This window comes from Massilia frigida (genome assembly GCF_011682175.1).
Classification (GTDB): Bacteria; Pseudomonadota; Gammaproteobacteria; order Burkholderiales; family Burkholderiaceae_D; genus Telluria_A; species Telluria_A frigida.
In genome coordinates this window covers 1-25,376 of sequence record NZ_WHJG01000023.1, presented here as the reverse complement: position 1 = coordinate 25,376, position 25,376 = coordinate 1, and the positions used below count along the sequence as shown (strand labels likewise).

Here is a 25,376-nt window from a genome sequence, read left to right as displayed (position 1 = left end):
ACTACCCACTGATCATGAAAAAACCGACATCCAAGAAGCCGGCGGCTATCAAGTACGCCATTGTTCCCAAAGACCTGGGCGCGCACCTGTTCGACGTGACCGTCAGCGTGGCCGCGCCGTCGCCGGATGGCCAGGTGTTCGCCCTTCCGGCGTGGATACCGGGCAGCTACATGATCCGCGAATTTTCGCGCAATATCGTCCAGATCCGCGCCGAATCGAACGGCAAGCCGGTCGCGCTGACGAAGCTCGACAAGCATTCCTGGCAGGCCGTCCCGGTGGCCGGCGCACTGACCGTGCAGTACGAAGTCTATGCCTGGGACCTGTCGGTGCGCGCCGCGCACCTGGACCAGACCCACGGCTTCTTCAACGGCACCAGCGTGTACCTGCGCGTGCTGGGGCAGGAACAAACTGCGCACGAAGTCGACATCCAGCGTCCGCCCGACGCCGCCGCCAAGACCTGGCGCGTGGCCACCTCGCTGCCCGAACTGGGCGCCAAGCGCTACGGCTTCGGCACCTACGTCGCCGGCGGCTACGATGAACTGATCGACCATCCGGTCGAAATGGGCGACTTCGCGCTGGCCACCTTCAAGGCGCACGGCATCGCGCACGACATCGTCGTTTCGGGGCGCGTGCCCAACCTGGACATGGCGCGCCTGCAGGCCGACCTGAAAGCCATCTGCGAAACCCAGATCGCCTTTTTCGAGCCGCGCACCCGGCGCGCGCCGATGGACCGCTACGTCTTTCTTACGCTGGCCGTGGGCGACGGTTACGGCGGCCTGGAACACCGCGCATCGACCGCGCTCATTTGTGCGCGCGCCGATTTGCCGAGCAGCGCGGCACCGCGCACGGCCGACATCGGCGAAGGCTACCTCAAGTTTCTGGGCTTGTGCAGCCACGAGTATTTCCATACCTGGAACGTCAAGCGCATCAAGCCGGCCGCGTTTGCGCCGTACGACCTGCAGAACGAAACCTACACGCCGCTGCTTTGGCTATTCGAGGGCTTCACCAGCTACTACGATGACCTGATGCTGGTGCGCAGCGGCATCATCGGCGAAGCGGCTTACCTCAAGCTGCTCGGCAAAGCCGTCAGCGGCGTGCTGCGCGGCAGCGGACGCACCAAGCAAAGCGTGGCCGATTCCAGTTTCGACGCCTGGGGCAAATACTACCGCCAGGACGAGAACGCGCCCAACGCCATCGTCAGCTACTACGGCAAGGGCTCGCTGATCGCGCTGGCCTTCGACCTGACCATCCGCGCCAAAACCGGGGGCAAGAAGTCGCTCGACGATGTAATGCTGGCGCTGTGGCAGCGCTACGGCCGCGATTTTTATCCAAGCGTGGGGCGCGGCGTGACCGAGGCCGAGGTCGAAGCGCTGTTCGACGAGATCAGCGGCCTGAAACTCAAGCCCCTGTTCGACAAATACGTGCGCGGCACGGCCGACCTGCCGCTGGCCAGGCTGTATGCGCCGTTCGGCGTCAAGATCGAGGACGCGCGCAAGAACGCCAAACCGGCCTTCGACGTGGGCACCGGCCGCGATGGCGGCGACTGCAAACTGACCCAGGTGCACGAAGACGGCGCTGCCCAGCAGGCCGGCCTGTCGGCGGGCGATATCCTGGTGGCGGTGGAGGGCTTGCGCGTGTCGGGCAACCCGTCCAATCTGGATGCACTGCTGTCGCGCTACAAGGTGGGTGACACAGTCGCGGTGCATGCCTTCCGGCGCGATGAACTGATGACGTTCAGCGTGCAGTTGCAGGGCGACCGGGTGCCGGACGTGAAACTGTCGCTGGTCGACGAGCGCAAAAAAGGCGCCGGACCGGCGCGGCCAAGCGCGGTGCGTTGACATGGCCGCAAGCGACATGCATGGAGAAAGCGACGAGTCGTTCGCTTTCGATGTGTACCGAACGATCGTCCTGGGCCGCTACATGCAGCATTGGGGCATGCCGGAATACCGGCGCGTGATCCGGAAAAGCGCGGACCAATCGTTCTTTGAAATGTACACCTTCCCGTCGACGGATTCCATGCAGCCGTTCCGCATTGCGTCGGTCGGCCTGGCGACGCACATCAAGCCCGATGGCGAACGCGAGGGCAAGGAATACTTCATGGTCCTGCCGGACGATATGGGTGGCGCCGAGCGCGACGAGGTGTTCAACTATGTCGCCGACATTGCCGTTCATCTGGTCAACAACGTGCGCCGGTCCTGCCACTTGCCGCGTTTGCTGGGGCCATCACCGCTGGCGCCAGCCAACTGGGGCGCCAAGGCCTTGCTCATCGCCGAAGCGACCGGCGAGAGCGAAGAGTTCAACATCGTCAGTATCGGCGACGGATTCGAGATGGAGATCGAGTGGCTGATTCCGCTGCGCGAGGCCGAATACAAGTTCATTCTGGAGAAGGGCATGGACCCGTTCGACGACCTGGTACAGGAGTCGGAGCAAAGCCTGGCCGACGTCAACCGGGAAGGGCTGGTCAGCTGAACGCACGGCCCGGACTTGCCGCCCGGGCGCTTGCATGGTGGCGGCTGGGCGTCAGCTGAACAGGCGCTGCAACTCCACGCCCGGTTCCGGCGCGCGCATGAAGGCTTCGCCGACCAGGAAGGCATGCACGTTCGCGTCGCGCATGCGCTTGACGTCGCTTGGCCCCATGATGCCCGATTCGGTCACCACCAGTTTTTCGGCCGGGATGCGCGGCAGCAGGTCGATGGTCGTTTGCAGCGACGTTTCGAAGGTGCGCAGGTTGCGGTTATTGATGCCGACCAGTTTCGTATCGAGCTTGAGTGCCGCCGTCAATTCATCGCCATCGTGCACTTCGACCAGCACGTCCATGCCCAGTTCGTGCGCGCAGGACTCCAGTTCGGCCATCAGGCCGTGATCGAGTGCCGACACGATCAGCAGGATCGCATCGGCGCCCATGGCGCGCGCTTCGTACACCTGGTACATGTCGATCATGAAGTCCTTGCGGATCACCGGAATGTCGCAGGCGGCGCGCGCCTGTTTCAGGTAGTCGACGTGGCCCTGGAAGAACTGCACGTCGGTCAGCACCGACAGGCATGCCGCGCCATGGCGCGCATAGCTCTCGGCGATGTTCGCGGGACGGAAATCCACGCGCAGCACGCCTTTCGACGGCGACGCTTTCTTCACTTCGGCGATCACGCCCGCCTGGCCGGCGGCGATGTGCTTGCGCAGGCTCGCTTCAAAGCCGCGCAGGGTGCGGCGCGCTTCGGCGTCGGCTTCGACCTGGCGGCGCAGGCTGGCCAGGTCGCGGTATTTTTTTGCGGCGGCGACTTCGTCAGCCTTGACCGCCAGGATCTTATTGAGAATATCGGACATGATGTGCTTTCAGTGTTGTTTGGAGAGCGCGAGCTTGATGCCGAGCCAGATGAACAAGCCTCCGGTCACGCGGTTAAGCCACAGCGATACGCCCGGGCTGACCTTGATGCGGGCACTGGCCTGCGCGGTGAACAGCGCGAGCGAGGTACACCACAGCATGCCGTTCAGGTTGAAAATGCAGCCAAGGACGACAAAGGCGAGCGCCTTGCTGGGGGCATCGTGCGCGATAAACTGCGGCACGAAGGCGAGGAAGAACACCGCCACCTTGGGGTTCAGGACATTCGTCAGGAAACCCTGCGCGAAGATTTTCGCATACGGCAGCGGAGGCACGGTGGCCACAGCGGCGGCCGGGTCGGTCCGTTTGCTGCGCAGCAGGCCGATCGCCATGTAGATGATGTACGCCGCGCCGATGTACTTGACCAGCATGAAGGCGGTCGCCGAGGTGGCGAGAATGGCCGACAGGCCAAGCGCCGCCGCCAGCACATGGATCATGGTGCCGGCGCCGATGCCGAGCGTGGCGGCCACGCCGGCGCGCCAGCCCTGCGTGGCGCTGCGCGTCATGATCAGGAGCGAGTCGGGGCCGGGCATGATGTTGAGCAGCAGGCCGGAAAGGATGAACAGGGGGAGGTCGTGGATGCCGAACATGGTGGAGAAGTCCTGGCCGTCATTCCCGCGCCAGGCGAGGGAATGACGGTTTCAAGTTGTGAAGCAAAGGGGGCTGCCTGTCGATACGACGACGATCAGGCACCAAGCAGCTGGGTCACTTGTACGAACTGGTCGACCTTGGCGCGCGCGGCGCCCGATTCGATCGCGGCGCGTGCCTTTTTCAGGCCATCCTCGATTGAGGTGGCAACGCCGGCCGCGTACAGCGCCGTGCCGGCATTGAGTGCCACGATGTCGAAGGCCGCTCCCGGCTCGCCGTTGAGCGCTTCCATCATCTTGATTTTCGATTCTTCCGCGTTCGCCACCTTGAGGTTGCGGCTGGCGATCATCGGCAGGCCGAAGTCTTCCGGATGAATCTCGTACTCGCGAATTTCGCCGTCGACCAGTTCACCGACCATGGTGGCGGCGCCGAGCGAGACTTCATCCATATTGTCGCGGCCATACACCACCACCGCATGCTGCGCGCCCAGGCGCTGGAGCACCCGCACCTGGATGCCCACCAGATCCTGGTGGAACACGCCCATCAGGATATTCGGCGCGCCGGCCGGATTGGTCAAGGGCCCCAGGATGTTGAAGATGGTGCGCACGCCCAGCTCGCGCCGCACCGGCGCCGCATGCTTCATGGCGGCGTGGTGGTTGGGGGCGAACATGAAGCCGATGCCGGTCTGCGCGATTGATTGCGCGATCTGCTCCGGCGAGAGGTTGATGTTCGCGCCAAGCGACTCGATCACGTCGGCGCTGCCGGACGATGACGATACGCTGCGCCCGCCATGCTTGGCCACGCGCGCGCCGGCGGCGGCTGCCACGAACATCGCCGTGGTCGAAATATTGAAAGTGTGGGCGCCATCGCCACCAGTGCCGACGATGTCGAGCAGGTGGGTGGTGTCGGCCATCGGCACCTTGGTCGAAAACTCGCGCATCACCTGCGCGGCAGCGGCGATTTCGCCGATGGTTTCCTTCTTCACGCGCAGGCCGAGCGTGAGCGCGGCAATCATGGTCGGCGACATTTCGCCCGACATGATCTGGCGGAACAGGTGCAGCATCTCGTCGTGAAAAATCTCGCGGTGTTCGATACAGCGCAGCAGTGCTTCTTGTGGGGTGATCGGCATGACAGCTCCTTGATCTGGGCAGGGCGTTACGAGGGCTTAGCGTTCGAGAAAATTCTTCAGCAAGGCATGGCCATGCTCGGACAGGATCGATTCGGGGTGAAACTGCACACCCTCGATATCGAATTCCCTGTGCCGTACGCCCATGATCTCGCCGTCGTCGGTCCATGCCGTCACCTCCAGGCAGGCCGGGAGCGACGCGCGCTCGATCGCCAGCGAGTGGTAGCGGATGACCGTAAACGGACTCGGAAGATTCTTGAACACGCCCACGCCGGTGTGCGCGATCAGTGAAGTTTTGCCATGCATGACCTGCTTGGCGCGAATGACCTTGCCGCCGAACGCGGCGCCGATGGCCTGGTGGCCGAGGCACACGCCGAGGATCGGCAGCTTGCCCTTGAACTGCTCCAGGATGGAGACCGAGATCCCGGCTTCGGCCGGGGTCTTGGGACCGGGCGAGATGCAGATGCGGTCCGGCTGCATCGCGCTGATCTCGTCGATCGTGATTTCGTCGTTGCGGAAGGTAGCAACTTTCTCGCCCAACTCACCGAAATACTGCACCAGGTTGTAGGTGAACGAGTCGTAGTTATCGATCATCAGCAGCATCTCAGAGCTCCCCATCCAGGCCGTCTTGTACTTGCTCGGCTGCGCGCAGGACCGCGCGCGCCTTGTTTTCGGTTTCCTGCCATTCCATTTCGGGAATCGAATCGGCCACGATGCCGGCGGCGGCCTGCACGTACAGCATGCCGTCCTTGATCACGCCGGTGCGGATCGCGATCGCCACGTCCATCTCGCCGCCAAAACTCAGGTAGCCGCAGGCGCCGCCGTAGATGCCGCGCTTGGTCGGTTCGAGTTCGTCGATCACTTCCATGGCGCGCACTTTCGGCGCGCCGGTCAGGGTGCCGGCCGGGAAGGTGGCGCGCAGCACGTCCAGGTTGGACATGCCGCCCTTCAAAGTGCCTTCGACGTTGGAGACGATGTGCTGCACATGCGAGTATTTTTCGACCACCATGCGTTCGGTGACCTTGACGCTGCCGGTTTCCGAGATGCGGCCCAGGTCATTGCGCGCCAGGTCGATCAGCATGACGTGTTCGGCAATCTCTTTCGGGTCGGCCAGCAGTTCCTTCGACAGTTCGGCGTCGCGTTCCGGCGTGGCGCCACGTGGGCGGGTGCCGGCGATCGGACGCAGGGTGACTTTTTTGGTGCCGTCGGAGGCGGTCTCGTTGCGCACCAAAATCTCTGGCGAGGCGCCCACGATCTGCATGTCGCCAAAGTTATAGAAGTACATGTACGGCGACGGATTCAGGGAGCGCAGCGCGCGGTACAGGGTCAGCGGATTGTCCACGTAGGGCTTGCGGATGCGCTGGCCGATCTGCACCTGCATCAGGTCTCCGGCCATCACGTATTCGTGGGCGCGGGCGACGGCCTTGAGGTAATCCTCCTTGCTGAAGTCGCGCACCGCTTCGGTACGCACCGAGCTCGATGTCACCGGCGCGTCGACACCACGGCGCAGCATCATGCGCAGGTCTTTCAGGCGCTGGCGCGCCTTGGAATAGGCTTCCGGCTGCGCGGTGTCGGCGTACACGATCAGATACAGCTTGCCCGACAGGTTGTCGATGACAGCCAGTTCCTCGGTCACCATCAGCTGGATGTCGGGCAGGCCCAGGTCGTCCTTCGGCTGGGTGTCGGCCAGCTTGCGCTCGATGTGGCGCACGGTGTCGTAGCCGAAGTAGCCAGCCAGGCCGCCGCAAAAGCGCGGCAGGCCGGGACGCAGCGCCACTTTGAAGCGCGCCTGGTACTGCTCGATGAAGTCGAGCGGATTGCCATCGTGGGTTTCGATCACGCTGCCGTTCTTCACGATCTCGGTGCGCGTGCCAAAGGTGCGCAGCACCGTCGTTGCGGGCAGGCCGATGAAGGAATAGCGCCCGAAACGCTCGCCGCCGACGACGGATTCGAGCAGGAAGGTGTTCTTTCCGGTGTTCTGGGTCTGGGCCAGCTTGAGGTAGAGCGTGAGGGGCGTTTCGAGATCGGCGAAGGCTTCCGCGATCAATGGAATACGGTTGAAGCCTTCGTTGGCCAGCGATTTGAATTCGAGTTCGGTCATGCTTTTCTCCATGCCGCCATGGCGCATCCGCGGGCGGTGGGTTTCAAAAAACCTGACGGCGCACAGGGGCAGCCGACAGCAATCACTACAGGGTTACTTAGCCCAGGATTGCCAGCGTCGCCAAAGCCAGGCCTCAATCGAGCCGGTTTGGGTGACATTGTGTTTTTTGATGAAAAACATATGTGGTGAAAGGTTAGTATGCGTTGTGGTTGTGGGAACGAATCAGGGTTGCCGCTTCTACAAGTGAGGTAACTATACCATCGGAATCGGTTTCGTGTATAGCCCGCCCGTGGTTGTAACCATACGGTACCGTCAACACGAAGCAGCCGGCCGCGCGTGCCGCCTCGGCGTCGTTGGACGAGTCGCCGATGGCCACCACCTGCGATGGTGGCAGGTCGAAATCGGTGCACACTTGCAGCAGCGGCATGGGGTCCGGCTTCTTGCGCGCCAGCGAGTCGCCGCCGTACACAATCTCGAAATAGGGCGCCAGGCCTTTTTGCGCCAGCAGCGGCGTGGCAAAGGCGATCGGCTTGTTGGTTACGCAGGCCAGGCGCAGGCGGTCGGCTTTCATCGCTTCCAGGCCGTCGATCACGCCGTCATAGATCACGCTATGGTCGCCGTTGATGGCCAGGTAGTGCCGCTGGTACAGGGCCATGGCTTCATCGAAGCGCTGCTCGACGCCGGCGGCGTCGTGCTCCAGCGCGAGCACGGTGCGGATCAGGTTTTCGGAGCCTTTGCCGATCATCAGCGCGATCTGTTGCTGCGTGATTGGCGCGTAACCGAATTGTCCGCGCATGGCGTTGATGGCGACGTGGAAATCGGGCAGGGTGTCGAGCATGGTGCCATCGAGATCGATGATCACCGCGCGGATCGGGGCGTGGCTGGAGTTGGTCGAGTTGGTCAACATGGAATGAAGTCGGTAGATGGTGCCCATCCGGCTGGGCGCCGCCGCGATGGCGGAGATGGCGCGGCGCACCAGTCGATCCGGGAGTGGGCGGCCTGTTCGTGCGAAGCCCGGCTGCCACCATCCCCGCGCCACCTGGATCATATCATCAGGCAGCGAGGGGAAGTGCTTACTTGGCCGGTGCTGTCTCGGGCGCTGGCTCTGGTGCTTCGGACGCATCAGGTGCGTCTGCCTGGCCGGATTGGCCTGGTGCCTTATTGGTGCGGATGATGGTCGTGAGTGTCGAACCGCCCGCTTTTTCGCAATCGGGTGCCGCACCGGTCCACTTGATCGCCTCGCCGCGAACGACAGGGCGGATCAGGCGCCATGGGAGCACGCCAAAGCGTTGCGAACCGGCGTAGTTGACGATGGCGTCGCCACCTACATCTTTGGCGCGTTGGGACAGGTCCCCGACCAGCTCCGAGACGCCGCCATACGTGCCCTTGGCCACTTTGACTTTCCTGATTACCTTGTATGGAAACTCGGCTGGCGGGACGCCGGCGAAAAAGCAGAACTCGCTCGGGTCGGATTTCGGTGTCATATCGTCCGCCGCAGAGGCAGTGTTGAGGAAGGCCAGCGACAGGATGCAGCAGAGTGAGATCTTATTCATGTTGAAGTGATTCTTTCGTCAAGTTTTCGTGCTAGTAGGCAAGATTATAAATACAGGCAGCGAGTATGATCTGAAACTGGCAATTGATCAATTGGCATGTGCTGTTGGCCTGTGTTACGTTGCGAAACCGCAAATTTGGCCGGAAAGCCGGGAATAGCCGGACCGGCCACGACGATATCCGGACCGGCGGCGGTGATGTTGTCGATGTTGATCACGTCCTCGACTGCGCGCAGAATGTTGCGGCCCGCGTTGCCGATCATGCGGTGCGCCAGCGCGATGCGAGGACGATCATGATGGCGCGGGTCGAGGCATGGTTTGGCTTGGAAGAATTGGTGAACATGGAATAGACGCGGTCAGTTCGGGGTGATGCAACTGAATCTGACATCGTGTCTTCTTACAACGTACCCGGCTGACACGCGCGGTCGGCGAGCCGGCCACAACGTAGGTGTCAGGCTTTAACAGAGACAGAGATGGGCGCAGATATTCATTTGGTCGTGGAGGCATGCGACACCGGGCAATTCGTTCACCCACGAGGAATTGCATATTTCAATTGGCCGAGGCGGACCGCACTGTTTGCAGCGATGACCAGCCTCTATGGACGCGCTTGCCTTATACCGGCGCGTGGATTTCCTGAGCCAGCTTCATCAATGGCTTATTGGCACTTTGGCCTGGCTGTGATCGACGACGGAGATCTCGACGCTGCTCTGGCCATGCCCTCCATTCCCAGATCGGAGGCTGAATTGGCGCTTCTCGAGCGCAGTAGCCAGCCGCTCAACTTCTTGAATGATTTTATTTCTGCACCCCACCATGCGTACTGCAGTTGGCTCACGTTACCTGAGTTCAGGAATGCCTTCGCGAATAAAAACATCGTTGAATCGGATTTGTCGCTGGAGTGTCTGTCAACGATGGATATGATGGCAAACCTTGAAGCGCGCGGATACCGCTCCCGCATGGTGTTCTGGTTTGACGTATGAAGCAGAAGCCGGGGTGGTGAATGCCGGGGAGTCAGTCGGCTTGGATCTGGTATGTATTCAAGATGTCAATCAGTTCAGCGGCAGCCTTGGCTCCTTCCAGAACGGTCATCGGAAATTCTCTCCGCAGGGCGCTCACGAGCGCGAGCCGTGCGCCGTCTTGGGCAAGAGCGATCAATTCAGGCGATGAAACCTCATACCCGCCAAGCACCACAGGATGTCCTTCCTCCGATATCGGCGCGCGTTCGATGGCGCTGATCGCCGACGCTGCAATTCCGTACTCAATCAGCGCTTCGCCAGCGTTGCCTTGTACGCGCCAGCGCACGGCAGGGTTTCGCTTCAGAAGCAAATGCATCGGGAGTATCTGCGCCAGTCCCCGGGAAGGGCGTTCGAAGCCCGATAAGTCGACGATCAAGTCGCAGTGATCGGACAGGGCGCGTACGTGCGTTTCGATGTCGTTCGCGTTGTTTCGATGCGCCCACGGCGCAAGGCGCAGTCGCAGGGGAACTTCGTCGTACCAGGTCACGGGCGGCTGCAAGTTGAGGTAGCCGCGGATGCTCTCGAGCTGTTCCTCGGCGACTCCGCCGCAGCGCTCGGGAGGAAAGCAGTCGAATACAGCACAGAGCATGGCGTGCGCCGCACTGCCATGATCGGGGCTCCACAGCGAAAAATGTCGCGGCTCAACGCCGGGCGAAGCGAATGTGCCGCCAATCCTCATGCCATCGCAGCCAGATTCGCTCCACCGGTCGTCCCATCCTGCCAGCATGGCCGAACAACGGGCGTGGATGGCCGCCATGGCGCGCGCGTCCACCGGCAGCGTGAATACCAAGCGCGGAAGAAGTCCTGCGGGATGGGCTTCGAATGTCGCAGCGCCGGTAACGTCGCCCTCGACCCGAATCGAGCCGCCCCGATGGAACGACGGCGCAAATCCGAGGCGAAGGTCGAAATACGGCATGGCGGCGCTTTACGCGCGGCCCTGTGGACCGACCTTGGCCAGCTCCACGCGCATGGCGTCGATCACGGCCTTGTAGTCCGGCTGGCCGAAAATCGCCGAACCGGCCACGAAGGTATCCGCACCGGCGGCGGCGGCGGCGGCGATATTGTCGATCTTGATGCCGCCGTCGACTTCGAGCAGGATGTCGCGGCCCGACTCGTCGATCATGCGGCGCGCCATGGCGATTTTCTTCAGGGCTTCCGGAATGAAGGACTGGCCGCCGAAGCCCGGGTTGACCGACATGATCAGGATCATGTCGATCTTGTCCATCACATGGTCGAGGAAGTGCAGCGGCGTGCCGGGATTGAACACCAGGCCGGCCTTGCAGCCGTTATCGCGGATCAGCTGGAGCGAGCGGTCGATGTGCTCGGACGCTTCCGGGTGAAAGGTGATGATGTTGGCGCCAGCCTTGGCAAAATCCGGGATCAGGCGGTCGACCGGCTTGACCATCAGGTGCACGTCGATCGGCACTTGCACGTGCGGGCGGATCGCCTGGCACACCAGCGGGCCGATGGTCAGGTTGGGAACATAATGGTTGTCCATGACGTCGAAGTGGATGATGTCGGCGCCCGAGGCGACGACATTGCGCACTTCCTCACCCAAACGGGCGAAATCGGCGGACAGGATGCTGGGAGCGATGCGGAACGTGGTCATGGCGGCTGGCAAGGAGCTTGCGGTTAATGAAGATGCGCTATTTTACGCTGTCCCACGGAGCGTCCTTGCAGCGCGGCCGATTTTGCGGTGCAATGTATGATGCCCCGCCGGGCCTTTGTCGGACCGGTGCCTGAAAATCCACTCGGGCAACTTTTATAGTCTCAATCAAGGAAATCCAGATGGCCGCTTACGAATTTACTGTCACTGTCAGGACCCAGTACCTGCCGGAGCAGTCCGATCCGAGCCGAACCAATTACGTGTTCACCTATTCGATCACGATCAAAAACACCGGCACCGTCGGCGCGCAGCTGATCTCGCGGCACTGGGTCATCACCGATGCGAACAACCACGTCGACGAAGTGCGCGGCCTGGGCGTGGTCGGCCACCAGCCGCTCTTGCAGCCGGGCGAACAGTTCGAATACACCAGCGGCACCCAGCTGGCCACCCCGCAAGGCTCGATGACCGGCGAATACTTCTGCGTGGCCGAAGACGGCCATCAGTTCGAGACCAGGATTCCCGAGTTCGTGCTGTCGCTGCCACGCACCCTGCACTGATATCGGTGATCAGTGGGCGGTGTCGTCGGGTAGTTCCTTTTTCTTTTCCGGCGCGTTCAGCTCTTGAGTGTTATTGGTCGCCTTCGGTCCCGAATACATCGTCCACCATACGATAAACACCAGCAGGAACAGCGCCACGCCTGCTTCAAGCATTAATACCCACATATCGACTCCCATGTCTTCAACACGCAGCAGTTTACTCGTTTCGGCCGGCGCCGTCGCGCTGGCCCTCGCGGCATGCACCACGCCTGAACCCAGGCCGGTGGCGCCGCCGGTCGTCATGCCGCCGCCGGTGATGCAGATACCGCCGCCGGTGGAGCCACCGGTGGTCCCACCTGCGAAGGCCGAACCGGCCCCGCTGATGACGCCATCGACCTTCGGCGCGCTGCCCGGCTGGGAGCGCGACGACCTGCGCCAGGCCTGGCCGGCGTTCATGACGTCGTGCGGGGTGCTGGTGCGCAAACCCGAATGGAAAACCGCGTGCGTCGCCGCGCGCACGGTCGATGCAAACGATGGCGCGGCCATCCGCAGCTATTTTGAAGCCTACTTCGTGCCGAACCAGGTGCGGGCGCAGGACGGCGCCGACACGGGCCTGATCACCGGCTACTACGAGCCCTTGCTGCGCGGCGCCCGCAAGCGCGGCGGTGCCTTCCAGACGCCCCTGTACCGGGTGCCGGACGACCTGCTGACGATCGACCTGGCCAGCGTCTACCCGGAGCTCAAAGGCAAGCGCCTGCGCGGGCGGCTGGTCGGCAAGAAGGTGATCCCGTACGATAGCCGCGCCGATATTGAACGCGCCAACGTGGCCGGCAAGGAACTGCTGTGGGTGGACGATCCGGTCGAAGCGTTCTTCCTGGAGGTGCAGGGTTCGGGCCGGGTCAAGCTGGCCGACAGCGGCGAGACCGTGCGCGTGGCCTACGCCGACCAGAACGGCCATCCATACAAGGCGATCGGGCGCTGGCTGATCGAGCAGGGCGAACTGACATCGGCGGAAGCGACCGCGCAGGGCATCAAGGCGTGGATCGCAGCGCACCCCGAGCGGCGCCAGGAACTGTTCAACGCCAATCCGAGCTTCATTTTCTTCCGCGAAGAGCGCCTGCCCGATCCATCGGTGGGACCGAAGGGCGCGCTGGGCGTGGCATTGACGCCGGCGCGTTCGGTCGCGATCGACCCGGCGTATTTACCGCTCGGCGCGCCGATTTACCTGGCCACTACCGAATCGGGTAGCGACGTGCCGATGCAGCGCCTGGTGATGGGGCAGGATACCGGCGGCGCCATTCGCGGCGCGGTGCGCGCGGACTTCTTCTTCGGCTTCGGCTACGAGGCGATGGAAAATGCCGGCCGCATGAAGCAGCGCGGCCAGCTCTGGGTGCTGCTGCCCAATCCCTGATGCAGCCGCGGATTCGCTACAATCGCACATTACTCCACGCTTTACTAAAGAGGATTTCATGAACTATGCAGACCTGCTGATCGAGACCCACGGCAAAGTAGCCGTGATTCGCCTGAACCGTCCCAAGGCGCTCAACGCCCTGAACGACAACATGATGGACGAACTGGGCGACGCGCTGTACAAGTTCGACGCCGACAGCAGCATCGGCTGCATCATCCTGACCGGCAGCGAAAAAGCCTTTGCGGCCGGCGCCGACATCGCGGCGATGGTCGACTACGACTACGGCGACACCTACGGCGGCAACTACATCGGCCGTAACTGGGAACACATCCTCAACGTGCGCAAACCCGTCATCGGCGTGGTGCAGGGCTTCTGCCTGGGCGGCGGCTGCGAACTGGCCATGATGTGCGACTTCCTGATCGCGGCGGACACCGCCAAATTCGGCCAGCCCGAAATCAAGGTCGGTGTTACCCCGGGTGCTGGCGGCACGCAGCGCCTGCCGCGCACCATCGGCAAGGCCAAGGCCATGGACATGCTGCTGACGGCGCGCATGATCGATGCCGCCGAAGCGGAGCGCACCGGTTTGGTATCGCGCGTGGTCGCGGCCGACAAGGTGATGGAAGAAGCGCTGGCTGCGGCCACCACGATCGCGTCGATGTCGGTATCGGTGGCGATGGCGATCAAGGACAGCGTCAACCGCGCGTTCGAGACCACGCTGACCGAAGGCGTGCGCTACGAGCGCCGCTACTTCCACGCGGCGTTCGGCACGCCGGCGCAGAAGGAAGGCATGCAGGCCTTCCTGGCCAAGCGCACGGCCAACTTCGACGGCCTGTAAATCAGTCCCTGGCGCGCCAGTTGCCGTGAAAGCCGAACGGTATCCGGTGCGGCAGGCAAACCGTGGCGACCGGGCCGGCCGCCACGTCCGTGGCGTCGATGACCAGCAGGTCGCTGCGGCCTTCCTGCGCGCGCCACGCCACCGCCAGCAGCCAGCCATCGCCTTCGGGCGACTGCGCCGAACGCGCGACGAAGACCGGTTCGGAGATAACGTCGCCCGCCGGCAGTGTATATAGCTGGCGCGTGCCCGACGCAAAGTCGAAGCAGGCCAGCGCGTCGTACAGCACGCTCTCCGAACCGCTCCTGATCCGCTGCTCGCTGTGGCAGCAGTAAAAACCGACGCGGTTGCGGCGCCCGATAAAGCGCTCGTCGATGCGCGGGAATTCCGCCGCCAGATCGTCGAGGATGGTGCGCTCGAAGCCGTCGCCATCGCCCTCCAGGTCAAACGTCCAGCGGCACAGGCGCGCCGCCATCGCGGCCTGGTCGCCCCGGCTGCCATCGGCGTTGAGCATGCCCGGCGCGGTGGCCGACTCCATCACGTAAGCCACGATGCGGCCGCCGTCGTCCCACGCGTTCATCACATGGAACACGTGGCAGGCATCGCCCGCGAACCAGCGCAACTTGTCCATCGGCTGCCCGCGCACGCCGATGCCGACATAGCTGCGCTTGTCCGCTTCCCACGCAAACAGGGGTAGTCCTTTCATCGCGCGTTCCACGCTGATGGTCAGCGGCGTAACCGGAAACAATACATGGCGTTCGGTCAGCATGAAGTCGTGCATCATGCTGGCGTAGGGCGCACGGAAGGTATCGAGCGTGGTCACCGTGCAGCGCGCATCAAGGACGCCGTACAGCATGTTGGGTTCACCCGGGCTGTCGGGCAGGTAGGCAAAAAAATGCAGCTCGCCGGTGGCCGGATCGGCCTTGGGATGCGCGGTGAAGCGCTTGTTCACGGCGCCGCCGAAATCCTGGTGCCCCTTTGACGCCAGCGTGTGCGGATCGATTTCAAACGGCTGGTGCGACTCTTCCAGCGCAAACAGGCGCCCCCCGTGCCACACCATGCTGGTATTGGCGGTGCCGCTGTTTTTGCCGTGCATCGACGGGTCGCTGGTGGCCGGGTTGCCAAAGGTGCCGAACAGGGCGTGGCCGGCATCGTCTTCGAGCTGCCATTTCGGCGTGCGCGCCCAGCGGTTGGCATAGGCCACCTTGCCATCGTCGATGAAGAAGGCGTGCACCATGCCGTCGCCGGAGAACCAGTGATAGCGGTCGTCGCGCGGCGCGAAGCGGGGATTCGGTCCGACGCGGTACAGCGCACCGCGCAGTTGCGGCGGCAGCGCGCCCTGGACCGGCAGCGCGGCGATGTCGCGTTCGGTGTCCATGGGAGCGTAGTTCCCGGTAAAAAAATGGCCCGGCATGGTGATTCCTTGGTGAGTTCAGAGACTTTGTGCGGCTTCGCGGACGTAAGCGATCAGCGGCGCGTCGATGCCGGAGCCGATGCGCAATGCGGGCTCCCGCTCGAAGGCATGGCGCAGCTTGGCCTGGAGTGCGGGATTTCCCGCCGCCTTGGACAGCGATAGTGCCTGCCACTGGCGCGCCAGCGCTTGCACCTCGGCGCTGGCCGGCGGCGTGCCTTGGGCCAGGTGGTCGCGCAAGGCGCAGATGAGGATGGGCCAGGCGTCGGTTTGCTTGATGTAGTGCTGGCGCAGCAGGGCCATCTCGGCCTCGCTGCAGTAGGCGGCGTAGATGGCCAGGCGCCGGTGCGCCATGGCGTGCGAGATGAACTGCATCGCGGCGCGGTCGACGCCACTGAGCATATGCAGGGTCGGTTCGTTCCAGTTCATGGCGTAGAGCTTCATCAGCATGGCCTCGTCGCCGCCCACGTCGTCGAGCAGGGCGGCGATCCAGCTTTGCGCAAGCGCGCCCGCCTCAGGGCTGTCCGGTTGCAGGCCGCGCTCCATCAAGTCGCGCAGGGTGGCGGTCAGGTGCGCGTTGTCGCCGGTGCGTTGCTGGCGCCGCGTTTTCAGTGTGTGCAGTTCGGCGTCGGTGAAATAGCGTTCGCTGGCGGCCATGCGTTCGAGGGCGGCCAGCCAGTTGTCCATGGACGGCTCATGGTGCCCGGCGAGCTGCGATTGCAAGTCGCGCAGGTGGCCGTGCAGGGCCGACGCTTGGGCGATCTGGCGTTCGAGGGAGGCGATCTGCTGCTCCACCACTTGCGGCAGGCTGGCGCCGCCATCGGCCAGCATGGCCTGGATCTGCGTCAGCGGCAGGTCGAGGCGGCGCAGCGCCTGGATGCGGTACAGCCGGGCGACATCCGCGCCGTCGTACAAGCGGTAGCCCTTGTCCGAGCGGACCGACGGTGCAAGCAAGGCGATATCGTCGTAATGGCGCAGGGCGCGTACGCTCAAGCCGCTGCGCCGCGCCAGTTGTCCTATTTTTAGTAGCATGCCGGTTTCTCCATTTACAAGATGGTAAACCGTCACGCAATGAGAGGGTCAAGCGCTGGTGTGGATAAATACATGCAAAGCCGGGGACAGTCCCCGGCTTTGCGATGCAGACCGGTTAGATCGGTCCGTTGATGCTCATGCGCTGGGTATGCGTCCAGCGGTGGTCCGACGCCGATACGGCGGAGTTGTAGGTGCGGTAGGTCTGCCCTTCACCCGGCCACGGGTCCATGATGTACACGTAGTTCACACCATTGGTGGTCGCGTAGCCGCGTCCGACCATGATGTGGCCGCCGCCGTTGCTCCAGCCGTAGCGCATCACGAACGGGCGGTTGGCATTGATGTCGGCCACCACGCTGCTCCATGACGAGGCCACGCTGTACGCGCCGTTTGCCACGCCCCACGCTTTCAGGATGTTTTGCACGCTGCCGTTGGAGCCGTACATATTGTTCGGCTGGTTGGCGTAGCTGTTCCAGTTGAAGTAGGTGTTCCCGCAGGCGTAGTTCAAGCCGAACGCCCAGTTTACGATCTGGCACTGGCTCGGTGTCTTCTTGTAGAAGTTCAGCACCGCCTTGCTCGACGCGGACCAGCACCACTGGCTGTGTTCCTGGGTGGTCAGCGGAACGGCGAGCGTGCGCCATTGCGCCATGGCCGCTGGCAGCGCCAGTAAAAGCGAAGCACCGACGACGAGCTTTTTGATATTTGTGTTCATGTTATCTCCTGATTCGTTCTAAGGATGGTGTAGCCGATGCCGGGCTTACTTCGAGGCGTCCATGGTTTGCTTGACCGCGCTGCGCAGCGGCTGCAGGATGTCTGCCTCGTCCATCAGCGCTTCGCTGGCTTTGCCTTCCTTGACGGAACGCTGCTGCATCAGCAGCGATTCGCGTGCCGAATGCAATGGCGCGTAGCGGGTGCGGCCATCATCGCGTCCAACCACTTCGAGCAGGTCCGAGCGCGCCTGGTAGATGCGCACGAAGCGCACATTGCTGCGCTCAGCATCGCCGTAGTAGCCCATCGATGCATCCACATCCTTCGCCAGTACGGCGGCGCCATAGGCGACCGTTTCGTAGTTCCCGTTATTGAGCTCCACCGTCGCCATGCCGATCGGGCGCTGGTTCAGCAGAATCACGAAGCGCCACTGGCCAGTGGCCTTGGCCATCTGCTTCATGCTGCCGCGCCCTGCCAGCAGTTCGTTCGGATCGATCGTGTAGACCGGGAAGCCGTAGCCGATCTTGGCGTCCTTCAGATCCTGCATGTCGTTGATTTCAAGCGGGAAGTCGACTGGCGTGCCGCTGGTGCCGCGCAGCTGCATCTGCTGTGACACAAACTGGGCGAGGTCGCGCTGGGCCGCGGCCTGCGCCGCCGCCGCGGCGCGCTTGGGCACCGCTTTGAAGGTGCTGATTCCATCCGACTGGGCCATTGCCGGCGCGCCGGCCAGGGCCAGGCTGGCGCCGCACAGCAGGGCGGCGAGCATGGTGCGGGTTGAGAGCATTTTTGTTTGCATTATCGAGTTCTCCTCACATTGGTTGATACAAAAACCCCGCCTGTCCAAACGGGGTGGGTACTGCAACAACAAGGCATGCAGGCATGCCGGACACCGGTGTCAACGCACCTTGTCAGTGCGTTGGGAAATCGAGGGAGCGGCGCATCAAGTCGCCGATCATGTCGGCGCTGACGGCCGACAGGGGCCAGCCCGGATGGCCGTGGCCCGTGTTGTAGAAGACGCAGGGCGATGTGCCCTGGCCGACCCGGATGTCGCGCATAACGCCATTGCATTCGGCCGTGCCGGCCATGCGGAAGCGATCCGTCCCCAGGCCCGCGTTGGAGGCCGGCAGCTGGCCGCCGTTGGCGAACCAGGTTTCCATCGCCGCGCAGCGATGTTTTTCGAGCAGCGTCGTGGCAAAGCCACGTTTCGCCAGGGCGTAAGCGGTCCTGACGCCGGTGATGCCGCCGCCAATTACTGCAATGGTTTTCATGTGTCGTCCGGGTTCCAGAAACGTCGATAGGAGAGTCCGCGCGCTGGTGCGCGTCGGATACCCCCTCTGTGCTGGACCTGAGAGATTCACCGGCAACGCGCGATGCGTGGACGGTTTGCTCCTTCGGTGCACCGGATGACGAATTCCGGTGGCTCTTCAGAGTTCAAATGGGTTATCGGTCCTTGGGCCTGAGAGATTCCGGGGCGGTTGCTCCTTCGGCGCCGCCGGCATACAAGACCAGCTTGTAACCGACAGACTCTCCCGATAACGCCTTAGCATTGCGCTAAATATGCATGAAGCATATGTATGCAGAATACATCAGGAAATGACGCCAATACAACCATTTTTAGTGATAGGTGTTGTTTCCCAGACAATACCGACAGAGCGCTCGGTTTACGATTTGCCGGAAACCTGGTCCCATTCCAGGGAAAAACGCGCCAGGAATTTCTTCAGGCGGTCGGCATCGTTCGGTTTGCTTTTGGCGCTGCGCGAGACGGCAAACAGCTTGCGCCCCGCATCGGACAAGGTGGTGGACTGGCGGCATACCTTGACCACGGCGGCCAGTTGGATGGCGTCGAACAGGTCGAGGCCGGCGGCGGCCTCGTCACCCATCAGTTCGACCAGGTCGACCTCGGCCGCGCTTGGCGCGCGCGTGTAGTGGTGCCACAGTTTTTGCAGCCGCGCCACTTCGGCGCTGACGATGCTTTCCGAAATGCCGCCGGCCTCGGCCAAGGTGGCCATCCTGGTCACCGAGGCCGACAGGTCGCGGAAGTTGCCGGCCCAGACGGCGTCGGGCGACATCGCGAAGCGCATGTAGCGTTCGCGCGCTTCCTTGTTGAAGCGCACCATTTGGCCGTACTCCTGGCTGAACTGGTTCAACTGGTAGACCAGGTTGGGCTCGATGTCTTCGGGCCGGTCGACCAGGCCGGGCAGGGCGTAGGTCCATAAATTGATGCGGGCGTACAAGTCTTCGCGGAAGCGCCCGGCCACGACATCGCTGGCGAGATCGCGGTTGGTGCCGGCGATGAGCTGGAAGTCGCTCTGCACTTCGTTGTCGCTGCCGACCGGATGAAAGCGCTTTTCTTCGATGGCCTTGAGCAGCATCGCCTGTTCATCCGGCCCCAGTTCGCCGATTTCATCGAGGAACAGCAAGCCCTTGTGCGCGCTGCGCAGCAAGCCCGGGCGGTCGGCGGCGGCGCCCGTGAAGGAACCTTTGACGTGGCCGAACAGGGTCGAGGCGGCGCCGTCGCCGTGCAGGGTGGCGCAGTTGAGCTCGACGAATTTGCCGTCGAGCTGGTGGCGCGTCTTCTTCAATTCGTAGACGCGCCGTGCCAGGAAGGACTTGCCGGCGCCGGTCGGGCCCATCAGCAGCATGGGCGCGCGCGACTTGATGGCAACGCGCTCGATCTCGTCGATCATGGTGTTGAAGCGGGCGTTGCGGGTGGCGATGCCGGACTTGAGGAAAGCCACGCCTTCGGCTTGCTCGCGCGAAAAGCGCTGGGCGATCTGGTCGTAGCGCGAGAGGTCCAGGTCGATCAGCGCGTAGCTGCCCGGCTCCGTGCTGGACTGGCGCCGTGGCGGCGAGCTTTGCAGCAGGCGGCCGGGGAAGAAGCGCGCTTCGGTCATCAGGAACATGCAGATCTGCACGACGTGGGTGCCGGTGGTGATGTGGATCCAGTAATCCTCGTTATCCGGATCGAAAGGGTAAGTCTTGGCGAAGTCGAACAGGGCGCCGTAGACCTCGCCGAAATCCCAGGCGTCGCTGATCGGAATGTGGTGCGGGACGACCGTGGTTTCCGGCGAGACTGCGGCGATGTCGGCCGTGACCGCGTCGACCAGCGGGCCGAATTTGCCGCTGAAGAGCATCTCGAAGCGATCGACCGCGTATTCCTCGTGCTGGGTGATGGCGATGCTGGGGCGCCACTTCTCCCAGCGCGCCGGACCTTTGCCGCTGTCGAGCTGGGTGCCGACGAAACCGATGACTACGATGCGTTTCTGTTTCATATCCGTATAAAGTTTTATCTGGTCGGATAATTTATCACGGGGTTGTCTGCTTGTCCATTTCTTGCTGTTCTTGCTTGAGAAATTGATAATCTTTTTTAAATCAAGGACTTGCGTTGTTCTGGCTGAGCTGGCTGCGGACCTGGCACAGCATTTGCAATAGAGGAGATACAAACGAGATTAGTGAGGAAGTAAAAATGGCAAACGCACAGTTGTTCCAGACCTTGAAGGGAATCTTTGTCCCTCGTGCCGACGGTCTTAATTCGGCAGGCGCAGCGGCTTACAGCATGACGCCGCGGCACCAGCTGGCGCAGTATGCGGCCACCGGTTGCTTGAATTCGACGTACTACGTCAATGCGCAATCGCAGCTGGCAACGGTGCTGGAACTGTGCGAAAACGTCGATACCAAATTCATCGCGCAAACGGCGATTTACTGCCGCGAACGTGGTTATATGAAGGATATGCCGGCGCTGCTGACGGCCGTGCTGGCCGCCAAGGGCGCGCCGGAACTGACGCCAGTGTTCCGCCGGGTCGTCAATAACGGCAAGATGCTGCGCAATGTGGTGCAGATCATCCGCTCCGGCGCGGCGGGCCGTAAATCGCTGGGCACGCGGCCGAAAAAGCTGGTGCAGCAATGGTTGAACCGCGCTTCGGAAAAAGAGCTGCTGTCGGCGTCGATCGGGAATATGCCTTCGCTGGGCGATGTGGTGAAGATGGTGCATCCGAAGCCATCGCAAGCCTGGCGTGAAGCGTTTTTCGCCTGGTTGATCGGCAAACCGTTCAATGCGGAGGCGCTGCCGGATGCGCTCAAGGCGTTCGAGGCATATAAGGCCGACCAGTCGCAGCCCGTGCCGGAAGTGCCGTTTCAGATGCTGACGTCGCTGACATTGTCGGCGCAGGCGTGGGCGCAGATTGCGCGCCAGGGCGGCTGGCACATGGTGCGCATGAATCTGAATACGTTCGGGCGCAATGGCGTGTATGCGTTGCCCGGCATGATCGAAGTGATCGCCGATAAGCTGCGCGATCCGGAGGCGATTGCCAGGGCGGGGGTGTTTCCTTATCAGTTGATGTCGGCGTATATGGCCGCGTCAAACGACGTGCCGCGGGCCATCAGCGACGCCCTGCAGGATGCGCTGGAGCTGTCGCTCGCCAATGTGCCCAAGGTCGAAGGCAAGGTGGTGATTTGCCCGGATGTGTCGGGATCGATGCAGTCGCCGGTGTCGGGTTACCGTGGTACGGCCACCTCGACGGTGCGCTGTATCGATGTGGCCGGACTGATTGCGGCGGCCATGCTGCGCAAGAATCCGGATGCGCTGGTGCTGCCATTCGAGAATTATGTGCGGGTGTGCGACCTGAATGCCCGCGATACGGTCATGACCAATGCGCAGAAGTTGGCGGCGATAGGCGGTGGCGGTACCAATTGCAGTGCTCCGCTGGCGCAGATGAACAAGCAGAAGGTGATGGCCGACCTGGTGGTGTATGTGTCCGACAATGAATCGTGGATCGACCAGCGTGCGGGTGCCACGGCAACGATGGCGCAATGGGCGGTGTTCAAGGAGCGCAATCCGGCGGCGCGGCTGGTGTGCATCGACTGCACGCCGAACAGTACCAGCCAGGCGGCGGAGCGTGCCGATGTATTGAATGTGGGTGGTTTTTCGGACGACGTATTCAAGATCATCGCTGCATTTTCGGCCGGCCAGCTGGGCGCCGGGCACTGGGTGGGCGAGATCGAATCGATCGCGCTGGAGTAAGGAAAGTTGACGTACCGGTTTTGAGTGCAGCGCGAATGCAGATGCGAATACATTTTCCCATGTTCCATTTCGCATCGACTCTTTGTCGCACTGTGCTCAATCGTTTTACCCCGAATGCGGGCAGGACTACATAGGGAGCTGCTTTTGGCTTGGCGCCGGCAGCTGATGTCCTGCCGAACCTTGTCGGGAATTTGTTGTACAGGTTTTGAGTGCAGTGCGAATGCTTGATGCGAATACATCTTCCAAAATTTACTTCGCATCGGATCTTTTGTCGCATTGTGCTCAATCGTTTTACCCCGAATGCGGGCAAGGACTACATCGATGTTGTGCTTTGGCGTTATGCCGGCAACAAGTGTCCTGCCAATCTTGTCGGGAATGGTTTCAGGGCGAATGCAGTCCGGATTACATTGCGTTCCCGGTTCGAGTCCGGGCGGTTGCGCGAGCGGCCGTAGCTCAATTGGTAGAGCAGATGTCCGGGCGATGTTGTCGCCCCCCCTTGTTTCGATGAATGCGGATGAAATTACATGGACGAGCGTCGAAGCGTGCTTCGGCAAAATCCGGTTCGATTCCGGTCGGCCTTGTGCCTGGCTCATTATTTCATCACCCTTGTCATCACCTTTTATACTGAGAAAAATTATGAAAAACGAAAATTACGATGTCCTGAACGTGGAAGATGGCCGCCATGTCAAAATGTGGACCAAAGGCGTCCCGGTGGAGGACGTGGCCAAGAAGCAGCTGGCCAATACCGCCAAGATGCCTTTCATTTACAAGCATATCGCGGTCATGCCGGATGTCCACCTGGGTAAAGGTTCGACCATCGGTAGCGTGATCCCGACGCTCGGTGCGGTGATTCCGGCGGCGGTGGGCGTGGATATCGGTTGCGGAATGATGGCGGCCAAGACCACCCTGACCGCGAACGACCTGCCGGATAACCTGTCCGCCCTGCGTAGCGCTATCGAGCGCGCCATCCCGCACGGTATGTCGCCGAAAACGCGCGGCTTCCGTGGCCGCGATGAGGGTTCGTGGAATACGCCGCCAGCGGCTGTGGATGTCGCCTGGGGCCAGTTGAAGGAGGAATTCGACGCCATCTGCCTGAAAACGCCGAAGCTGAAAACCACGAATAACTACCGTCACCTCGGTACCCTGGGTAGCGGTAACCACTTCGTCGAGGTGTGTCTGGACGAGGTAGGTTTTGTGTGGTTCATGCTGCATTCGGGTTCGCGCGGCGTGGGTAATGCCATCGGTACCCACTTCATCGAGCTGGCCAAGAAGGATATGCGTACGCACTTCATCAACCTGCCCGATCAGGACCTGGCCTACCTGGCGGAAGGTACGCAGCACTATAACGACTACATCCAGGCGGTCAGCTGGGCGCAGAAATTTGCGCGCACCAATCGCGATGTGATGATGCAGAACCTGATCACGGCGGTGCGTACCGTGATCACCAAGCCGTTCGAGACGCACGTGGAAGCGGTGAACTGCCACCATAATTATGTGCAGAAGGAGCATCACTTCGGTAAAGATGTGCTGATTACCCGTAAAGGCGCCGTGTCGGCCCGTCCGGGTGAGCTGGGAATTATCCCGGGGTCGATGGGAGCGAAGAGCTTCATCGTGCGCGGAAAAGGTAATCCGGACAGCTTCAACAGCTGCAGCCACGGTGCCGGACGCACCATGAGCCGTACCGAAGCGAAGCGCCGTTACACGCTCGATGACCAGATCAAGGCCACCGAGGGCGTGGAGTGCCGCAAGGATGAAAATGTGATTGACGAGATTCCGATGGCGTACAAGGATATCGACGCGGTCATGCACGCCCAGCGCGATCTGGTGGAGGTGGTCCATATCCTCAAGCAGGTGGTGTGCGTCAAAGGTTGATGCGGCTGCTGCTTACTATATATAAGAAGAAGAGTTAAAGATGATTGAATTAGATGGCGCCGTCGGCGAAGGCGGCGGACAAATCCTGCGCAGTGCGCTGACCTTGTCCATGATTACCGGGCAGGCGTTTTGCATCAAGAATATCCGGGCCGGGCGCAAGAAGCCCGGACTGCTGCGCCAGCATCTGGTGGCGGTGCAGGCGGCCACGCAGATCAGCGGCGCTACCGTCACCGGGGCGGAACTGGGTTCGCAGACGCTGGTTTTTGCGCCAAAGGCGATCAAGGGTGGCGATTACCAGTTCGCGATCGGCTCGGCCGGCAGCTGCACGCTGGTGCTGCAAACGGTGATGCTGGCATTGCTGCATGCGGACGGGCCGTCGACGGTGCGCGTCAGCGGTGGCACCCATAATCCGATGGCGCCGCCGGCGCAGTTTCTGCAGCGCGCCTATCTTCCTTTGCTGCGCAAGATGGGTGCCGATATCGACATCGAGTTGCTGCGCTCGGGGTTTTACCCGGCCGGTGGCGGCTGCGTCGTAGCGACCATCGCTCCCTGCCCACAATTGCGGCAGTTGACGTTGATGGAGCGCGGTGCGCGCGTTGAGGGATATGCCGAAGGGATTGTGGCAGGGTTGCCCGCGTCGATTGCGCTGCGCGAACTGGAATGCGTCGGCCTGGGGATGAACTGGACCGGCGATCAGCTGCGCATGCGTGGATTGCCGGGCGAGCAGGGGCCGGGGAATGTCTTGCTCATTACCCTGGAATACGAGCATGCGACCGAGGTGTTTTGCGCTTTTGGCGAAAAAATGGTCAGGGCCGAGACCGTCGCCAAGGACGCCATGCACGAAGCGCGCCGCTATATCGCGTCCCAGGCGGCGGTGGGCGAGCACCTGGCGGACCAGATGATGCTGCCGATGGCGCTGGCTGGCGGCGGCAGTTTTACGGCGGACGTGATCTCGCAGCATGCCATCACCAATGCGGAGATCATCGGCCGTTTTCTGCCGGTCGCGATCACGCTGGAAGAGGGCGAACAGCGCAGCACCTGTACCGTTCGTGCGACGGCGTGAAAAGAGTCCTTGCCAGCGTGGGGAGGGCTTTGCTATAGTTCGCCTCCCCGCTGAAAGGGTTAACGAAATCAAGTAGTTAGCAGGCAGTTGGGAGCGTCCCGAAAGAGACGCGGTAGCAAAGAAGGGGTTGACGA

25 protein-coding genes, 1 pseudogene and 2 riboswitches are annotated in these 25,376 nt (G+C 62.2%); of the genes and pseudogenes, 9 read left to right on the top strand and 17 right to left on the bottom strand.

Translation table 11 applies throughout. The annotated features are described in order from the left end of the window. The first annotated feature begins 14 nt into the window (after positions 1 to 14). Positions 15 to 1,838, top strand: coding sequence for a M61 family metallopeptidase (locus tag F2P44_RS20415; RefSeq protein WP_167088891.1), 1,824 nt, complete (start codon positions 15 to 17; stop codon positions 1,836 to 1,838). 16 nt (positions 1,839 to 1,854) lie between these two features. Continuing rightward, on the top strand, positions 1,855 to 2,469 hold the full coding sequence (locus F2P44_RS20410; protein ID WP_167088890.1) for a suppressor of fused domain protein: 615 nt from the start codon (positions 1,855 to 1,857) through the stop codon (positions 2,467 to 2,469). A 51-nt stretch (positions 2,470 to 2,520) separates the two neighbouring features. Here F2P44_RS20410 and trpC read toward each other — a convergent pair whose 3' ends face one another. The 8 genes from trpC to F2P44_RS20370 all read right to left on the bottom strand — a co-directional run bounded on the left by trpC (position 2,521) and on the right by F2P44_RS20370 (position 9,004). After that, positions 2,521 to 3,321: an indole-3-glycerol phosphate synthase TrpC gene (gene trpC, locus F2P44_RS20405; RefSeq protein WP_167088889.1), complete on the bottom strand. Its 801-nt coding sequence runs from the start codon at positions 3,319 to 3,321 to the stop codon at positions 2,521 to 2,523. Positions 3,322 to 3,330: 9 nt separating this feature from the next. After that, positions 3,331 to 3,966: a LysE family translocator gene (locus F2P44_RS20400; RefSeq protein ID WP_167088888.1), complete on the bottom strand. Its 636-nt coding sequence runs from the start codon at positions 3,964 to 3,966 to the stop codon at positions 3,331 to 3,333. A 95-nt stretch (positions 3,967 to 4,061) separates the two neighbouring features. Next, positions 4,062 to 5,093: an anthranilate phosphoribosyltransferase gene (gene trpD, locus F2P44_RS20395; protein WP_167088887.1), complete on the bottom strand. Its 1,032-nt coding sequence runs from the start codon at positions 5,091 to 5,093 to the stop codon at positions 4,062 to 4,064. Between the two features lie 36 nt (positions 5,094 to 5,129). Then, positions 5,130 to 5,693: an anthranilate synthase component II gene (locus F2P44_RS20390; RefSeq protein ID WP_167088886.1), complete on the bottom strand. Its 564-nt coding sequence runs from the start codon at positions 5,691 to 5,693 to the stop codon at positions 5,130 to 5,132. Between the two features lies 1 nt (position 5,694). Then, on the bottom strand, positions 5,695 to 7,191 hold the full coding sequence (trpE, locus tag F2P44_RS20385) for an anthranilate synthase component I (RefSeq protein ID WP_167088885.1): 1,497 nt from the start codon (positions 7,189 to 7,191) through the stop codon (positions 5,695 to 5,697). A 193-nt stretch (positions 7,192 to 7,384) separates the two neighbouring features. Then, positions 7,385 to 8,098 carry a phosphoglycolate phosphatase gene (locus tag F2P44_RS20380; protein WP_167088960.1) on the bottom strand — a complete coding sequence of 238 codons (714 nt, stop codon included), beginning with the start codon at positions 8,096 to 8,098 and terminating at the stop codon, positions 7,385 to 7,387. A 166-nt stretch (positions 8,099 to 8,264) separates the two neighbouring features. Further along, a complete protein-coding gene (locus F2P44_RS20375; protein WP_167088884.1) occupies positions 8,265 to 8,744 on the bottom strand; it encodes a hypothetical protein in 480 nt (159 codons plus the stop codon). Positions 8,745 to 8,788: 44 nt separating this feature from the next. Continuing rightward, positions 8,789 to 9,004 carry a hypothetical protein gene (locus F2P44_RS20370; RefSeq protein WP_167088883.1) on the bottom strand — a complete coding sequence of 72 codons (216 nt, stop codon included), beginning with the start codon at positions 9,002 to 9,004 and terminating at the stop codon, positions 8,789 to 8,791. Positions 9,005 to 9,214: 210 nt separating this feature from the next. Between F2P44_RS20370 and F2P44_RS20365 the strand changes: the two genes are divergently transcribed. Further along, complete coding sequence (locus F2P44_RS20365) at positions 9,215 to 9,718, top strand: hypothetical protein (RefSeq protein WP_167088882.1); 504 nt, start codon at positions 9,215 to 9,217, stop codon at positions 9,716 to 9,718. Between the two features lie 31 nt (positions 9,719 to 9,749). Here F2P44_RS20365 and F2P44_RS20360 read toward each other — a convergent pair whose 3' ends face one another. After that, positions 9,750 to 10,670, bottom strand: coding sequence for a hypothetical protein (locus F2P44_RS20360; RefSeq protein WP_167088881.1), 921 nt, complete (start codon positions 10,668 to 10,670; stop codon positions 9,750 to 9,752). A 9-nt stretch (positions 10,671 to 10,679) separates the two neighbouring features. Then, positions 10,680 to 11,363 (bottom strand): ribulose-phosphate 3-epimerase, encoded by a 684-nt coding sequence (rpe, locus tag F2P44_RS20355; RefSeq protein ID WP_167088880.1) that lies wholly within the window; start codon positions 11,361 to 11,363, stop codon positions 10,680 to 10,682. Between the two features lie 179 nt (positions 11,364 to 11,542). Here rpe and apaG point away from each other — a divergent pair, with 179 nt between their 5' ends. Beyond that, positions 11,543 to 11,917 (top strand): Co2+/Mg2+ efflux facilitator ApaG/CorD, encoded by a 375-nt coding sequence (apaG, locus tag F2P44_RS20350; RefSeq protein WP_167088879.1) that lies wholly within the window; start codon positions 11,543 to 11,545, stop codon positions 11,915 to 11,917. Positions 11,918 to 11,926: 9 nt separating this feature from the next. Here apaG and F2P44_RS20345 read toward each other — a convergent pair whose 3' ends face one another. Further along, positions 11,927 to 12,199 carry a hypothetical protein gene (locus tag F2P44_RS20345; protein ID WP_167088868.1) on the bottom strand — a complete coding sequence of 91 codons (273 nt, stop codon included), beginning with the start codon at positions 12,197 to 12,199 and terminating at the stop codon, positions 11,927 to 11,929. Here F2P44_RS20345 and mltA point away from each other — a divergent pair. Together mltA and F2P44_RS20335 are read left to right on the top strand one after the other, a co-directional pair. Beyond that, entirely contained in the window at positions 12,093 to 13,307 is a 1,215-nt protein-coding gene (gene mltA / locus F2P44_RS20340; RefSeq protein WP_167088878.1) for a murein transglycosylase A, read from the top strand. The genes F2P44_RS20345 and mltA overlap by 107 nt on opposite strands. Before the next feature lie 58 nt (positions 13,308 to 13,365). Further along, on the top strand, positions 13,366 to 14,142 hold the full coding sequence (locus F2P44_RS20335) for an enoyl-CoA hydratase (protein WP_167088877.1): 777 nt from the start codon (positions 13,366 to 13,368) through the stop codon (positions 14,140 to 14,142). 1 nt (position 14,143) lies between these two features. Here F2P44_RS20335 and F2P44_RS20330 read toward each other — a convergent pair whose 3' ends face one another. The 6 genes and pseudogenes from F2P44_RS20330 to rtcR form a co-directional block, all read right to left on the bottom strand. Then, positions 14,144 to 15,553, bottom strand: a complete 1,410-nt coding sequence (locus tag F2P44_RS20330; RefSeq protein ID WP_167088876.1) for a carotenoid oxygenase family protein — start codon at positions 15,551 to 15,553, stop codon at positions 14,144 to 14,146. Between the two features lie 18 nt (positions 15,554 to 15,571). Next, a complete protein-coding gene (locus F2P44_RS20325; protein ID WP_167088875.1) occupies positions 15,572 to 16,582 on the bottom strand; it encodes a MerR family transcriptional regulator in 1,011 nt (336 codons plus the stop codon). Between the two features lie 115 nt (positions 16,583 to 16,697). Beyond that, positions 16,698 to 17,291 carry a C39 family peptidase gene (locus F2P44_RS20320; RefSeq protein ID WP_167088874.1) on the bottom strand — a complete coding sequence of 198 codons (594 nt, stop codon included), beginning with the start codon at positions 17,289 to 17,291 and terminating at the stop codon, positions 16,698 to 16,700. Between the two features lie 45 nt (positions 17,292 to 17,336). Then, on the bottom strand, positions 17,337 to 18,083 hold the full coding sequence (locus tag F2P44_RS20315) for a hypothetical protein (RefSeq protein ID WP_229423651.1): 747 nt from the start codon (positions 18,081 to 18,083) through the stop codon (positions 17,337 to 17,339). 301 nt (positions 18,084 to 18,384) lie between these two features. After that, a pseudogene (locus F2P44_RS20310) lies at positions 18,385 to 18,555 on the bottom strand (FAD-dependent oxidoreductase); the annotation flags it as partial. Positions 18,556 to 18,611: 56 nt separating this feature from the next. After that, positions 18,612 to 18,721, bottom strand: a riboswitch (glycine riboswitch). Next, positions 18,722 to 18,829: riboswitch (glycine riboswitch) on the bottom strand. Positions 18,830 to 18,948: 119 nt separating this feature from the next. Then, a complete protein-coding gene (rtcR, locus tag F2P44_RS20305; RefSeq protein ID WP_167088873.1) occupies positions 18,949 to 20,559 on the bottom strand; it encodes an RNA repair transcriptional activator RtcR in 1,611 nt (536 codons plus the stop codon). Positions 20,560 to 20,753: 194 nt separating this feature from the next. Here rtcR and F2P44_RS20300 point away from each other — a divergent pair, with 194 nt between their 5' ends. The 3 genes from F2P44_RS20300 to rtcA all read left to right on the top strand — a co-directional run bounded on the left by F2P44_RS20300 (position 20,754) and on the right by rtcA (position 25,242). Further along, the gene (locus F2P44_RS20300) at positions 20,754 to 22,307 is read left to right on the top strand and encodes a vWA domain-containing protein (protein WP_167088872.1); all 1,554 of its coding nucleotides are present in this window, start codon (positions 20,754 to 20,756) and stop codon (positions 22,305 to 22,307) included. A gap of 636 nt (positions 22,308 to 22,943) precedes the next feature. Further along, on the top strand, positions 22,944 to 24,179 hold the full coding sequence (locus F2P44_RS20295) for an RtcB family protein (RefSeq protein WP_167088871.1): 1,236 nt from the start codon (positions 22,944 to 22,946) through the stop codon (positions 24,177 to 24,179). A gap of 40 nt (positions 24,180 to 24,219) precedes the next feature. After that, entirely contained in the window at positions 24,220 to 25,242 is a 1,023-nt protein-coding gene (rtcA, locus tag F2P44_RS20290) for an RNA 3'-terminal phosphate cyclase (protein WP_167088870.1), read from the top strand. Positions 25,243 to 25,376: the final 134 nt, after the last annotated feature.

Coding starts and splice junctions, on each gene's coding strand:
- F2P44_RS20415 (WP_167088891.1), top strand. CDS start 15: ATGAAAAAACCGACATCCAAGAAGCCGGCGGCTATCAAGTACGCCATT.
- F2P44_RS20410 (WP_167088890.1), top strand. CDS start 1,855: ATGCATGGAGAAAGCGACGAGTCGTTCGCTTTCGATGTGTACCGAACG.
- trpC (WP_167088889.1), bottom strand. CDS start 3,321: ATGTCCGATATTCTCAATAAGATCCTGGCGGTCAAGGCTGACGAAGTC.
- F2P44_RS20400 (WP_167088888.1), bottom strand. CDS start 3,966: ATGTTCGGCATCCACGACCTCCCCCTGTTCATCCTTTCCGGCCTGCTG.
- trpD (WP_167088887.1), bottom strand. CDS start 5,093: ATGCCGATCACCCCACAAGAAGCACTGCTGCGCTGTATCGAACACCGC.
- F2P44_RS20390 (WP_167088886.1), bottom strand. CDS start 5,693: ATGCTGCTGATGATCGATAACTACGACTCGTTCACCTACAACCTGGTG.
- trpE (WP_167088885.1), bottom strand. CDS start 7,191: ATGACCGAACTCGAATTCAAATCGCTGGCCAACGAAGGCTTCAACCGT.
- F2P44_RS20380 (WP_167088960.1), bottom strand. CDS start 8,098: ATGTTGACCAACTCGACCAACTCCAGCCACGCCCCGATCCGCGCGGTG.
- F2P44_RS20375 (WP_167088884.1), bottom strand. CDS start 8,744: ATGAATAAGATCTCACTCTGCTGCATCCTGTCGCTGGCCTTCCTCAAC.
- F2P44_RS20370 (WP_167088883.1), bottom strand. CDS start 9,004: ATGATCGGCAACGCGGGCCGCAACATTCTGCGCGCAGTCGAGGACGTG.
- F2P44_RS20365 (WP_167088882.1), top strand. CDS start 9,215: ATGGGCGCAGATATTCATTTGGTCGTGGAGGCATGCGACACCGGGCAA.
- F2P44_RS20360 (WP_167088881.1), bottom strand. CDS start 10,670: ATGCCGTATTTCGACCTTCGCCTCGGATTTGCGCCGTCGTTCCATCGG.
- rpe (WP_167088880.1), bottom strand. CDS start 11,363: ATGACCACGTTCCGCATCGCTCCCAGCATCCTGTCCGCCGATTTCGCC.
- apaG (WP_167088879.1), top strand. CDS start 11,543: ATGGCCGCTTACGAATTTACTGTCACTGTCAGGACCCAGTACCTGCCG.
- mltA (WP_167088878.1), top strand. CDS start 12,093: ATGTCTTCAACACGCAGCAGTTTACTCGTTTCGGCCGGCGCCGTCGCG.
- F2P44_RS20345 (WP_167088868.1), bottom strand. CDS start 12,199: ATGACGACCGGCGGCGCCACCGGCCTGGGTTCAGGCGTGGTGCATGCC.
- F2P44_RS20335 (WP_167088877.1), top strand. CDS start 13,366: ATGAACTATGCAGACCTGCTGATCGAGACCCACGGCAAAGTAGCCGTG.
- F2P44_RS20330 (WP_167088876.1), bottom strand. CDS start 15,553: ATGCCGGGCCATTTTTTTACCGGGAACTACGCTCCCATGGACACCGAA.
- F2P44_RS20325 (WP_167088875.1), bottom strand. CDS start 16,582: ATGCTACTAAAAATAGGACAACTGGCGCGGCGCAGCGGCTTGAGCGTA.
- F2P44_RS20320 (WP_167088874.1), bottom strand. CDS start 17,291: ATGAACACAAATATCAAAAAGCTCGTCGTCGGTGCTTCGCTTTTACTG.
- F2P44_RS20315 (WP_229423651.1), bottom strand. CDS start 18,083: ATGCAAACAAAAATGCTCTCAACCCGCACCATGCTCGCCGCCCTGCTG.
- rtcR (WP_167088873.1), bottom strand. CDS start 20,559: ATGAAACAGAAACGCATCGTAGTCATCGGTTTCGTCGGCACCCAGCTC.
- F2P44_RS20300 (WP_167088872.1), top strand. CDS start 20,754: ATGGCAAACGCACAGTTGTTCCAGACCTTGAAGGGAATCTTTGTCCCT.
- F2P44_RS20295 (WP_167088871.1), top strand. CDS start 22,944: ATGAAAAACGAAAATTACGATGTCCTGAACGTGGAAGATGGCCGCCAT.
- rtcA (WP_167088870.1), top strand. CDS start 24,220: ATGATTGAATTAGATGGCGCCGTCGGCGAAGGCGGCGGACAAATCCTG.